We start from the raw sequence: 13,726 nt of genomic DNA, 5'->3' as shown, positions 1-13,726 counted from the left end.
AGCCCTTCCTGTTCAAACTTGAACAAGAAGGGCCGGTTTTTTGTTTAAAAAGAATTTACTGTTTTAAAAACGTAAGTTTTTCAGTGGCCTCTGTTAAATTAGGCTGTTGTTTTTTTAGAAGAATATGTTTTTTGACGTAAATCAATGAGACTCCTGCGGAAAAATGGGCTGCCAAGACCCAATAGCGAGCGGATTTTCGGCAGGTAACAACATGATCGTTTGACAGAGCTAAAACTAAAATCTATTTTTGGATGATTTGGCTATTTTAAAAATGACAGCTACTTCCTTACGTTTAATTTGTCTAAAGAGAACTAGCCCAATTGTTAAATAGACCATGGTAAACAAACAATCCATGATTAATGGACGGTCTCCAATGGATAAAATTAACGGACGAGAAATAATGGTAAGTAAAAAGACTACATACGGGAGAACAAAAAACGAGAAGCCAATTTGTGCTTCTTTTTTTTCTTTTAACGAAGCGATATGTAAAAATGAAGTAATTAACACTCCAAAGCCAATCGCAACTACAGCACCTTTTTCTTGTATGGAAGCTTGGGAGGCAAGGAAAAATAATAATAACAGTTTTCCTACACCACCATATAATGAGTTTAAAAACGCAGCTCTTGAATTGTTTAATGCTTGCAAGATAGAAAAAAGTGGACTTTGAATATAATAAAAGAAAAATATTGGGGAAAGAATTTTCATGTAAACTGTGCCATTTTCCACGTGAAAAAGTGCAGAAACTAGTTCACCACCATGTAAATAAAAGAGAGTGGCAGCATAGCAACCAGTTAACGTAGAAAATTTTAATGACAAATGAATTCTTTCTTTTAGTAAGGAGTAATTTTTTCTAGCAAACGCATCACTGACAGCTGGGATAAGCACAATAGAAAGAGCGTAAGGAATGAATGAAGGAAATAGTACTAATGGTATTAATACTCCTGAAATTACCCCATAAAGCGTAGTAGCTGCAACAGCTGTCATTCCTGTTATTGCAAGAGCTTTAATAAAAATAATAGGCTCTAAAAACCAAGTGAACGAGCCAAATAATCTACTTCCTGAAGATGGTAGCGCAATCGCAAACAATGGTGACAAAGGATAACCGCTTTTAGCTTTTGTGTAAGTTTGCTTATATTTCCATTTGTTATATTTCCATTTTAAATATAAGAGAGCGGCAAGTTCAGCCAAAAGAGATATAAACATTGCATAAGCTGCTGCTTCTTGTGGGGAAGCAGAAGTGAGAAAAAATGGTAGTAAAAAGCTAATGAGTATAATTCGAACAATCTGTTCCATAAGCTGAGCTACTGCAGTTTCCTCAAGTCGAGCAATTCCTTGGAAAAACCCTTTTAATATCCCACCCGCAGCTGCAATCGGTACGATGGCTATCGATACATAGAGCGTCATCGCTATCGCATCATTTTTCAAAAGATTTCCAGAAATAAATGGTGTGACATATAAAAAGAATGGTGTGAATGCTAAAATAGAAATGACTGTAACAATTACAGAAGTTCGCATGACCGAGAAATATTGAGAAATAGCATTCCTCGCCCGTAATTCAGCAATTATTTTGGACATGGCAACTGGTATTCCTAGTTGAATAAGCGATAGAAAGAATATGAAGGCAGGATATGCGGTCATATAAATACCTACTGCTTCTTCGCCTGTTAAGCGGACAAACTGCATTCGAAAAATAAAACCTAAGAACTTGGACAAAAAAATGGCAAGCATTAACAAAATAGATCCTCTTAAAAATGTAGACAATTGAACACTTCCTTCTCAAATACAGGAACTTCGTTTACAATAACAATATGCATATTACTTGGTACATTATTCTATAAAGGGGTGCGGTATTTTGGAAAACACATACGAAGATATTTTTACGCACGTATTACCTGCTTTAGAAAGTAAAAAAAGTGAATTTGAAGTATATCAATATGACACGGTTACCGAAAAAGACATATGGAAATATTGTGTGACAAAAAAGTGGCGAAAGCAAAACGTTCTTTCACTACCGTTATATCAAATTGTAAATGATGTTCTTTCTATTTCACCTGCAGAATATATGACTTTTGAACAAATCCAGAATTCTAGAACTTCGAATTGGTTTTCGGAAATCAATCAGGAAGAGTTACACTTATTATTAAACTCAAAAATTGAAGATAAATGATGTATCCGTTATTTGACAGTGAGCGCATCGTGTTTCATAATAAATATGTTGCGTTTTTTTTTTTTTGAATGAAATAGCAGGAATACTCTATTTCGTAATTGTTAAGCTCTAGATGTCAAATAAGTGATGTCTAAGTGCTTTTCTTAGGAGGAAACATACATATGAAAACTAGAGGACGCATAGTTGCGTTTTTATTGCTCATCGTAATTTTTGCAGGGACAATTAGCCCAACAGCTGCGAATGTTTTAAACAATATTAAACTAGGATTAGACTTGCAAGGTGGTTTTGAAGTACTTTATCAAGTAGAGCCATTAAAAGAAGGTCAAAATATAACAGAAGAGGTTGTTAGTGACACCGCTTCTGCTCTAACTAGTCGTATTGACGTACTTGGTGTTAGTGAGCCTAGTATTCAGATTGAAAATGGAAATCGTATTCGCGTACAGCTTGCTGGGGTGGAAGATCAGGATACAGCAAGAGAACTGCTTTCTACACAAGCAAATTTAACGTTCCGAGATTCTGAAGATAATATTATGTTGGACGGAACGGATTTAAAACAAGGCGGAGCGAAAGCGGCTTTTAACCAACAAGGACAACCAATTGTTACACTAAAATTAAAAGACGCTAATAAATTTGCAGAAGTTACTGGAGAAATTGCTGCTAAACCAGCACCAGACAATGTATTAGTAATTTGGTTAGATTTTGAAGAAGGTGTGGATTCATACGCTGCAGAAGTGATGAAGGAAAAACCTAAATTCACATCTGCTCCAAGAGTTTCACAACGAATTAGTTCAGATAGTGTGGAGATTTCTGGAGCGTTTACTGTAGATGAAACAAAAGATTTATCAGGTATTTTAAATGCTGGAGCTTTACCAGTTAAATTAAAAGAAATTTACTCTACATCTGTAGGTGCTCAATTCGGAGAACAAGCATTAAATAGTACTATTTTAGCTGGTATTATCGGTGTTGCAGCTATTTTCATTTTTATGCTTTTCTACTACCGTTTACCAGGTGCAATAGCGGTTATTTCGTTAATCGTCTACATTTTCTTGATTTTAGTTATATTTGATTGGATTAACGGTGTACTGACACTTCCTGGTATCGCAGCGATTGTGCTCGGTGTTGGGATGGCTGTGGATGCAAATATTTTAACCTATGAGCGGATTAGGGAAGAATTACGTGTTGGTAAATCTGTGAAAAAAGCATTTGACTCGGGAGCTAAAGAGTCATTCTCCGCTATTTTTGATGCGAATATTACAACGCTTTTAGCAGCAGCGGTATTGTTCTTCTTTGGTACAAGCTCTGTTAAAGGATTTGCTACTTTGTTAATCATTAGTATTTTAGTTGTGTTTATCACAGCAGTTTGGGCTTCACGTATCCTGTTAGGATTATTAGTTCATAGTGGATACTTTGATAATAAACCAGGCTGGTTTGGTATATCCAAAAAACGTATTCATCCTCCTGAAGAGGAAGTTGATACATTAGATTTAACAACTAAATTTGATCGTTTAGATTTCGTGCACAACCGTAAAATTTTCTATACAGCTTCTATTGTTTTAACAATAGCGGGAATCGTTGTATTGAGCGTGTTCAAATTGAATCTAGGAATTGACTTCTCTTCTGGTACTCGTGTACAGATCAATTCTGAAACTCCATTAACACAGGAAATTGTTTCCAAGAAAATTGAGAGTATCGGATTATCATCTGAAGATATTGTTTTATCTGGAGAAAATGGTGATAGTGCAGTTGTTCGTTACAAAGAGGAATTTTCACAAGAAGAGATTAAAACATTAAAAGCAGAGATGACAGAGCAGTTTGGAGAAGAACCTACAGTAAGTACAGTATCTCCAACAGTTGGTAAAGAGCTTGCTAAAAATGCTCTTAAAGCATTAATATTTGCGGCTATCGGAATTGTTATATATGTTGCGTTCCGTTTCGAATGGCGAATGGGTGTAGCTTCCATTGTTTCCTTACTACATGATGCTTTCTTAATGGTTGCTATATTCAGTATTCTACGTTTAGAAGTTGATATTACATTCATTGCTGCTGTCTTGACGATTGTTGGATATTCAATCAACGATACAATTGTAACGTTTGACCGTATCCGTGAGAACTTACTTCGTAGTAATAAAATTACGACCGAAGAAGAGCTAGCAACCATTGTCAATAAATCACTTCGTCAAACATTAGGACGCTCGGTTAATACGGTACTTACTGTTGTCTTAGTAGTTGTCGCACTTCTATTATTTGGTGCAGAAGGTATTCGCAACTTCTCCATCGCATTGTTAATCGGTTTAATAGCTGGAACATACTCTTCAATTTTAATCGCTACGCAATTGTGGTTCGATTTGAAAGTGAAAGAGTTACGCAAAACAGGTGGAATTGATGTGAAAAAAGAAGAAAAAACATGGGGTTCAGACGAGCCGGTAGTATAATAAAACGAAAATTCATTGGGGCGGTCCAATAAGCCCATAAATTGAAGCAGGTGTAGAAAAACGAGTCTTTTTCTACACCTGTTTTTTGTATACTTTTTATTAAAACTACTATTCTTTGTAGGCAATTGATTGTAGTGAAAGACGGCGACTCCAGCGGGAATAGCATGAGCAGAAGGCCCCGCAGGAGCGAAAGCGACGAGGAGACTGAAGCCATGCCCGCGGAAAGCGTCCGTCTGGAACGGAAATCAATACATTGGAAAAGGTACCATCTCTCAGTCACTATATGACTTTAGGGACAGCCCAATTTTTTTATAGAGTATGACCGGGGCCACTGGCGCTTTTCTTAAAATTTTATGGTAGAGTAATAAGTAAAAGGGGTGAAGGGATGAAATTTCAGTGGACATTACTATTAGGTTTAATTTTTGCTGTTATTATTGCTTTATTTGCTGTAAATAATGTTGGAGCAGTACCTGTAAACTATGTATTTGGAGAAGCGGACTGGCCGCTTATTTTAGTTATTTTAGGTTCTGCCCTATTAGGTGCCATGATGAGTGGAACTGTTGCAATTTATCGGTCCTTTGTACTTTCACGTAAGGTGAAGCAATTAAGTAAAGAGCTTGAAAAGAAAGAAGTATCTCTTGCAGCACTCCAAAATGAGCTTTTAGGCCAACATGCAAAACAAAGTGAGGTAGTTGAAAAATCAGTTAGCCTTCATGATGAGAAAACAACAAAATAATCCAAAAACCTTTTGGCTAATGTCAAAAGGTTTTTTTGCGTTATAATAAAGACAAGGAAGTGAAGAAAAATGATTCAATCTCAAAAAAGATGGCGTATTTCAAGACCCGACGAACAGCTAGTTTCTGCTTTAGAACAGGCACTTAATATCCAAAAAGTGTGTGCAAAAGTGTTAGTTTCAAGAGGTTTTGAAAACGTAGAAGATGCAAAAAACTTTTTACATGTAACGGAAGAACATATACATAACCCATTTTTACTAAATGGAATGGACGATTTAGTAGAAAGGGTACAGCAAGCAATAGATGCTGAGGAACGCATTATGGTATACGGAGATTATGATGCAGATGGTATTACAAGTACAACAGTGATGATGAAAACACTGGAGTCCCTTGGTGCGGATGTTATTTTTAAAATACCGAATCGATTTATCGATGGCTATGGACCAAGTGAGCGTTTATTTCAAGAAGCGTTTGACGAAGGGGTTAAACTAATCATTACAGTCGATAATGGTATTTCTGGTCTGAAGCAAATTCAATTTGCAAAAGAGTTAGGGATGGATGTTATCGTCACGGATCACCATGAACCAGGAGAAGAGCTACCTATAGCAGACATCATCATTCATCCTGGACTAAAAGACACTACGTATCCGTTTCCCCATTTAGCTGGAGTAGGGGTGGCTTTCAAGGTGGCTCATGCATTAATTGGGGAAATGCCAAAGGAATTATTTTACTTAGTAGCAATTGGAACAATTGCGGATTTGGTTTCATTGACAGGAGAAAATCGTTATTTCGTGCAGCAAGGAATAAAACAGATGCAACGAACCGATTCGGTTGCAATTGAAGCGCTCGCAAATGTAAGTGGTGTGGAAATATCTGCGATCAATGAGGAGACAATTGGTTTTATGTTTGGTCCTCGAATTAACGCGGTTGGGAGACTTGGCGAAGCCGCTCCAGGAGTAGAATTATTTTTAACCGAGGAGTCAAATTATGCACTCTCAATTGCCAATATGTTAAACGAAAAAAATAAAGAACGTCAAGCAATTGTCAAGCAAATTACCGATGAGGCGATTGAACTAATTGAACAAGAGAATAATATACAAGGTCCAAGTGTAATTGTGGTTGGAAAAAAAGACTGGAATCCAGGTGTATTAGGAATTGTTGCTTCCAAACTTGTTGAAAAGTATTATCGTCCAACTATTGTCCTTGGCTTTGATGAAGAAAAGCAAATGGCAAAAGGGTCTGCTCGAAGTATTGAAGGGTTCCATATGTATAAAGAACTCGCAAAAAATAATGATATAATTCCTCATTTTGGAGGACATCCAATGGCAGCTGGTATGACCTTTCCATTGGAACATCTAGAAGAGGTTAAAGTAAGATTGAACGATCAAGCAAAAGTTTGTTTAACAGAGGAGCAATTAGTTCCAGTCATTTTAATTGACGTTCCTCTCGAGATGGATGAAATTTCGACAGAATCTATTGATTCGCTTCGGAAGCTTGCACCATTCGGAATGGGTTTTGCAAAGCCTGTCTATTGTATAGAAAATATAGAAGTAGGTTCTATACGGAAAATTGGATCGGCACAAAATCATGTGAAGTTGGAGTTAAAGCAAGGAGCTACGGTATTAGATGCAATTGGATTTGGAAAAGGGGATTTAGCAGATGAAATCGCCCCGGCTACGAAACTATCATTTATCGGAGACTTACAAATTAACGAATGGAACGGCAGAAAGAAACCACAGCTAATGATTCAAGATGCAAGAACAAACGAATGGCAGCTATTTGATATAAGAGGAATTCGTCAAGTGAATCGCTGGCTACCAACCATTCCAGTAGGACAGACTATTTTTGTATCCTTTGATGAAGCTTCCATTAGTCATTTCCGTTCATTCATTCAGGAAAAGGTATGGCTATTTAAGGATTTGGTGGAGCAAAGGATCTATGCAGATTTCGTAACGGTTTTAGATTTACCTTCAGATGAAAAGCTACTGGTACAGTTGTTGGAACACCATCAATGGAAGCGAATATATGCACATTTTTATGCAACTGAGTCTACTTATTTTGAAGGGCTACCAACAAGAGAACAGTTCAAATGGTATTTTTCTTTTTTAACAAAACGAAAAACATTTGCACTAAAACAGCATGTACATGAATTATCGAAGCATACGGGTTGGAGTCAAGGAACAATTAATTTTATGTCAAAGGTGTTTTTTGAGCTTAATTTTGTTAGAATAGAGGGTGGGACGTTGGTCTTAAATGATAATATCGCTAAAAAGGATTTATCGGAAGCACCAGCTTATCACCAACGTGCTAAACAAATAGAGCTTGAACAAAAGCTTTTGTATGCGCCATATATAGAACTGAAACAATGGTTTGAAGAGCGAAAAGCAGTACAAACCGTTCCTGAGGAGGAGCAAAAATGGATTTAAAACAATACGTAACAATTGTAGAAGATTGGCCAAAACCAGGCATTCGTTTTAAAGATATTACGACAATTATGGATAATGGCGAAGCATACAAGTATGCGACGGACCAAATTGTTGAATACGCAAAACAAGTGGATGCTGATATTATAGTGGGACCTGAAGCACGTGGATTTATTATCGGGTGTCCAGTTGCTTATGCACTTGGTGTAGGCTTTGCACCAGTTCGTAAAGAAGGAAAGCTTCCTCGTGAAGTAATTCGTGCTGAATATGGCTTAGAATATGGAAAAGACGTTTTAACGATGCATAAAGATTCTGTTAAGCCTGGACAACGAGTTCTTATTGTTGATGATTTATTAGCAACTGGTGGAACAATCGAAGCCACGATTAAATTAGTAGAAGAATTAGGCGGAGTTGTTGTAGGGTGTGCATTCTTAATCGAACTAACATACCTAGATGGTCGCGACAAATTAAAAGATTACAATATTTGCACATTGATGCAGTATTAATTTCTGTTAAGATTATAGATAAGTGAAGCTATTTTCTACACAGTCTAAGGGTGGACTTTACAAGTCCCTCTTTTTTTTTATACAATATAGTTTATATACTATTTTGAAATATAACGAAATCAGGTGAATGGCATGGCAAAAGATCAAGTGAAGACAGCAGAAGATGTTTTCGATACACTTTCTACTTATATGAACAAACAGCATGTTGATTTTGTTAAAAAAGCCTACGCACTAGCAGAACATGCACATCGAGAACAATTTCGTAATTCTGGTGAACCATATATATTACATCCAATCCAAGTAGCCGGAATTCTTGCTGATCTTCAAATGGATCCAGAAACCGTTGCTGCTGGTTTTTTACATGATGTAGTAGAAGATACGGAGTTTACAAGAGAAGATATCGTTCGGGATTTTAATGAGGAAGTTGCGCTCTTAGTAGAGGGAGTTACAAAGCTCGGCAAGATTAAATACATGTCAAAAGAAGAACAGCAAGCAGAAAATCACCGCAAAATGTTTATTGCAATGGCACAGGACATTCGAATTATACTTATCAAACTTGCTGATCGTTTACATAATATGCGTACGCTTAAGCATTTACCAGAAGAAAAACAGCGTCGTATTTCCAATGAAACATTAGAAATTTTTGCACCACTTGCCCATCGTCTGGGGATTTCTGCAGTGAAATGGGAATTAGAAGACACTTCTTTACGTTATTTAAACCCACAGCAGTACTATCGTATTGTTAATTTTATGAAGAAAAAACGAACAGAGCGAGAGTCGTATTTAAGTGATGTCATGAACGACATTCGTAACCAATTAGATGAAATGGAAGTAGACGCAGATATATCTGGTCGACCGAAACATATTTATAGCATCTATCGAAAAATGGTCGTTCAAAACAAGCAGTTCAATGAAATATACGATCTTCTTGCAATGCGAATTATCGTCAACAGTATTAAAGATTGTTACGCCGTATTGGGGGTTATTCATACATTATGGAAACCAATGCCTGGTAGATTTAAGGATTACATTGCGATGCCAAAACAAAACCTATACCAATCTCTTCATACGACTGTGATCGGACCTAATGGAGAACCTTTAGAAGTGCAAATTCGCACGGAAGAAATGCATAATATTGCTGAATTTGGGGTTGCGGCACATTGGGCTTATAAAGAAGGAAAAAAAGTAGAGACAAACAAATTAACGGTTGATTCTAAGTTAACTTGGTTCAGAGAAATTCTTGAGTTTCAACAAGAATCGTCCAATGCAGAAGAATTTATGGAATCTCTAAAATTCGATCTATTTTCGGATATGGTATATGTGTTCACTCCAAAAGGTGATGTCATTGAGCTACCTGCTGGCTCTGTACCAATCGATTTTGCTTACCGCGTCCACTCTGAGGTAGGAAATAAAACGATAGGCGCAAAATTAAATGGCAAGATGGTTCCACTTGATACAAAGTTAAAAACAGGTGATATTATCGAAGTGCTCACTTCTAAACAATCATTTGGTCCAAGTAAAGACTGGGTGAAAATTGCCCAATCCTCACAAGCCAAAAATAAAATTAAACAGTTCTTTAAAAAGCAACTTCGTGATGAAAATGTTATTAAAGGTAAAGAACTTATTGAAAAAGAAATAAAAGCACAAGAGTTTGATATTAGGGTAGTATTAACTCCTGAAAATATAAAGCGTGTATGTGAAAAATATGCTTTTGCCGGGGAAGAGGATCTGTACGCTGCTGTTGGTTTCAACGGTATAACAGCGCAACAAGTAGTTAATCGACTTGCAGAAAAAATGCGGAAAATTCGCGATCAAGAAGAAGCGTTAGAAAAAATTACAACTGAAATGAAAACACCTAAGATTAAAAAATCGACAGATTCAGGTGTAGTTGTAAAAGGTATCGAGAACCTGCTTATTCGACTTTCCCGCTGCTGTAGTCCAGTCCCAGGTGATGAAATTGTAGGATTTATTACAAAAGGTCGAGGGGTATCGGTTCATCGTGGGGACTGCCCTAATGTACAAAATGACGATGCACACTCTCGAATTATTGAAGTCGATTGGGAACATTCAGATACACCAATGAAAAAAGAGTATCAGGTGGATATTGAAATATCTGCATTTGACCGTACTGGTCTTTTAAACGAGGTGTTACAAGTAGTAAATGAATCAAAAACAAATATTGCTGCTGTAACGGGAAGATCTGATAATGACATTGCTTCCATTCATTTAACGATCTTAATATCAGACATAGCACATTTGCATAAAGTAGCGGACCGTATTAAACAGTTATCAGATGTTTACTCCGTACAACGAATTATTAATTAAAGGAGTTATTTTTTCATGAAAGTGTTGCTTCAGCGTTGCAAAAATGCAAAGGTCACTGTCGATGGAGAAGTGACAGGGAAAATAGACCATGGCTACTTACTTTTAGTAGGTATAACGACAACAGATAGTGATAAAGAAATAACATATTTAGCAGATAAAATTGCAGGTTTGCGTTTATTTGAAGACGAGGATGGAAAGATGAACCATTCCATCGTAGAGGCTCGTGGTTCTATTCTTTCTGTATCGCAATTTACATTGTATGCAGATACGAGAAAAGGTAGAAGACCAAGTTTTACCGATGCGGCTCGTCCAGAAATTGCAAAGCCGTTATGGGAGTTATTTAATACAAAGCTTCGTGACAAAGGTTTTACCGTGGAAACTGGAGTTTTTGGTGCCATGATGGACGTCACCTTTACAAACGATGGTCCTGTTACAATCATGTTAGAGGCTTAAGAATTTGTATGAAAAAAGCTGTAATGACTCGTAGAGTTCACATTACAGCTTTTTTTGAATTTGCATGGGTAGATAGGATAGATTAATTCAAGGGCTCCCGAAATTGCATCTTCGGGAGCTTTCAACATGATTAAAAAAGATCGATTCAATACTACTGCTGATTTCCGGTACAGGCGGACGCTTTCCGCGGGGTGAGCGATGTGCCATCACCGCCGCTTGCGCGTGCGTTGTGATGTCTCATCTGTCTCACTCATCCCGCTGGAGTCGCCGCCTTCCACTGCAATCAAGTAAATGTTTTCAAATCAATTATAAAAGAAAGGACAACTAAAAGATAAGGAAGTATATAGTTTTTGAGTGCATAAAGACACTGGTAGTTTGAACGATAGGAAAATACAGTGGATTGTATACAAGGTAAGGTAGAGGGGATGGATCTGTTAGCTAGCAAGAATCTTTAAGAAGAGCATTTCTGCAAATTTTCTTATACTGGTAAAAGTGTATATGACCTAAAAATAGTTAGCATCTATTGTATAGAGGAGCACTAGAGCACACGAAATTGCATCTTCGGAGGCCCGCACGATGCGGGTCAGACAGTCGTTGCGAAATGTTCTTTTATTTTGCGACGAGCTTTGCGCAGGAGCACCACGATGTCGCGTTCCTAGACTGTCCTCCTTTATAAAAGGTTGGAAATCATCTTTTCACTCATTATCCAAAAGATCTTAACCTTATTCGTACTGTTGAAGGAGCACGACGGACAGACAAACGCCATAAGATTACCGAGAACAGAGAGGCTGGTCGTGACGTCAGTCACGACCAGCCTCTCTTAAAAATCAATCGGTAATGATATAACAATAAGTCTGTCCAAAGACCTCCGAAAACGATACAAAACAGGTTTTGTACTTAGAGGGCGCTTGCGCTTTTCTGAAAATTAATCTAATTGGCTATCAAAGTAATTGATTATTCCATTGTAAATTCCATGTGTTGCTTGTTCTCTAAACTTTGGCGTTGTCACGTTTCGTTCTTCCGTAGGATTACTTAAATACCCAAGCTCAACTAATACGGCTTTTTGCTTATTTTCTCGTAGAACTAAATAATTACCAGGTTGTGTGCCACGATCCTTTAATGAAATCATATCAGCTAGACCATCATGCACATACTGAGCTAATTCCTTTTGATAACCATGCATGTAATAGCTTGTAAAACCGCGAACAGAGCTATTTTCAACTGCGTCATAATGCAAACTAATAAATGCATCTGCTGAAACCTGATGGCCGATGGAAACACGTTTACGAAGGTCAACGTACTGGTCTGATTCCCTTGTCATGATCACATTTGCGCCAGCAGCTTGTAGTTTGGACGAAAGTAGTTCAGCTGTTAATAACGTAATGCCTTTTTCATCGGTCCCAAGAGCACCAGTTGTACCGCGGTCATTTCCTCCATGACCAGCATCGATGACAATCGATAATCCATTCAAAGTACCTTTTTTCCGATCTGATTCTACTTCTTTTTCAGGTATATTTTCATTCATTCCTTTAGTCGATGAAGAGGGAGAAACCACCCAACTCGCTACATAAGCAGTAGATTGATCGGCCAATGCAACTTTATACCAATCGTTGATTGATTCTAATACAACATAGGATTCCCCCGCATCTGCTCTTTTCACAACATTACTATTTGTTGCGCTATCAGAGCGCAAATTAGTACCATTATAAAGAACTGTAATGGTGCCATTGGAATCAGTAGATGGTGGTGATTCATCGACATCCGTAAATCTACCATAAAAACTATACAACCAACCTTTTTTTCCGTTTTCTAATTGTACTTGTACCCAATTATGATCTGTAGAAAGTATTTCAAATTGTTCCCCTTTTTCTACTTGTCCTATTTTTTTAGATGATAAATCTGCTTTTGCACGAACATTTAAAACATCGACAGACACAACGAATAACTTCTCTTTAGAAGGAGTAGGAGCAGGAGCTGGTTTAACCTCAGCAGAAGGTTGTTCAATTAGGGTAATATATGATTGATTTACCCAGCCTTTTTGGCCTTGAAAATCAATTTCCACCCATTCTCCTTCTGATTTGTATGCGATGAATTGATTTCCTTCGTTTATTTGGCCAATAGTGGCTGAAGAAGTGGAAGGTTCTGTTCGAACATTCAACCTATTCACCTTGGAAACAACTTGTTTATTGGTCATTTCTACTGTCTCACTTGTGGTATACCAATTAGCAACCCATCCTGTAGTATTTCCAAATTTAATATGAAGCCAGTCATTTTCTCTACCAATCACAGCTAATTTCTCGTTTTTTGTAACAGCACCGATTGTGTCGTATGTAAGGCCGGGACCTGATCGGACTTTCAATGTACTAACATTCACCGTTACTTCCTCTTCCTGTGCCTTAGCCTGCATTACTGGAACTAGTAGGATAAAAGCCAGGAAAATTAATGTCATTTTATGTAGTATTTTATCGTTCATTGGATTCACCCCTAGTCCTATTGTAAATAGTCTGATAAAAAAATTCTACCTTTTATTTAAAAGGGTTGACTTATTTCATTTACGTCATTAAGATAAAGTATAATCAAAAACTAAAACAAACCGATGACCGAAAAAGTAGCTGTTTAAAACGGATGACAAGAGAGGGAAAGACGTGGCTGAAATCTTTCCTACATACGAACTCAGTGAACAACA

The 13,726-nt window shown here is 37.3% G+C and carries 9 protein-coding genes and 1 other annotated feature (1 of these 10 running past the window's edge); of the genes, 7 read left to right on the top strand and 2 right to left on the bottom strand.

The window, feature by feature from the left end; all coding sequences use genetic code 11:
• Nucleotides 1-234: 234 nt before the first annotated feature.
• Nucleotides 235-1,761, bottom strand: a complete 1,527-nt coding sequence (locus tag MHH81_RS13455) for an oligosaccharide flippase family protein (protein ID WP_340922059.1) — start codon at nt 1,759-1,761, stop codon at nt 235-237.
• A 91-nt stretch (nt 1,762-1,852) separates the two neighbouring features.
• On the opposite strand from MHH81_RS13455, the gene MHH81_RS13450 reads away from it, so the two are divergent.
• From MHH81_RS13450 to dtd, 7 genes are all read left to right on the top strand, one after another.
• Nucleotides 1,853-2,167, top strand: a complete 315-nt coding sequence (locus MHH81_RS13450; RefSeq protein ID WP_340922057.1) for a post-transcriptional regulator — start codon at nt 1,853-1,855, stop codon at nt 2,165-2,167.
• A gap of 161 nt (nt 2,168-2,328) precedes the next feature.
• On the top strand, nt 2,329-4,599 hold the full coding sequence (gene secDF, locus MHH81_RS13445; protein ID WP_340922056.1) for a protein translocase subunit SecDF: 2,271 nt from the start codon (nt 2,329-2,331) through the stop codon (nt 4,597-4,599).
• 385 nt (nt 4,600-4,984) lie between these two features.
• Nucleotides 4,985-5,335, top strand: a complete 351-nt coding sequence (locus tag MHH81_RS13440) for a LapA family protein (protein WP_340922054.1) — start codon at nt 4,985-4,987, stop codon at nt 5,333-5,335.
• A gap of 69 nt (nt 5,336-5,404) precedes the next feature.
• On the top strand, nt 5,405-7,759 hold the full coding sequence (recJ, locus tag MHH81_RS13435; protein WP_340922052.1) for a single-stranded-DNA-specific exonuclease RecJ: 2,355 nt from the start codon (nt 5,405-5,407) through the stop codon (nt 7,757-7,759).
• A complete protein-coding gene (locus tag MHH81_RS13430) occupies nt 7,750-8,262 on the top strand; it encodes an adenine phosphoribosyltransferase (RefSeq protein ID WP_340922050.1) in 513 nt (170 codons plus the stop codon). Before recJ ends, MHH81_RS13430 begins: the two co-directional genes overlap by 10 nt.
• A 132-nt stretch (nt 8,263-8,394) precedes the next feature.
• Nucleotides 8,395-10,587, top strand: coding sequence for a RelA/SpoT family protein (locus MHH81_RS13425; protein WP_340922048.1), 2,193 nt, complete (start codon nt 8,395-8,397; stop codon nt 10,585-10,587).
• Between the two features lie 15 nt (nt 10,588-10,602).
• Entirely contained in the window at nt 10,603-11,040 is a 438-nt protein-coding gene (gene dtd / locus MHH81_RS13420; RefSeq protein WP_340922046.1) for a D-aminoacyl-tRNA deacylase, read from the top strand.
• A gap of 925 nt (nt 11,041-11,965) precedes the next feature.
• Here dtd and MHH81_RS13415 read toward each other — a convergent pair.
• A complete protein-coding gene (locus MHH81_RS13415; protein ID WP_340922044.1) occupies nt 11,966-13,513 on the bottom strand; it encodes an SH3 domain-containing protein in 1,548 nt (515 codons plus the stop codon).
• A 114-nt stretch (nt 13,514-13,627) separates the two neighbouring features.
• Nucleotides 13,628-13,726: a binding site (T-box leader), on the top strand; it runs 136 nt beyond the window's last position.

Origin of the sequence: Psychrobacillus sp. FSL H8-0484 (genome assembly GCF_038005325.1) — a bacterium.
Taxonomy (GTDB): domain Bacteria; phylum Bacillota; class Bacilli; order Bacillales_A; family Planococcaceae; genus Psychrobacillus.
This window is presented reverse-complemented; position numbering and strand designations above follow the sequence as displayed.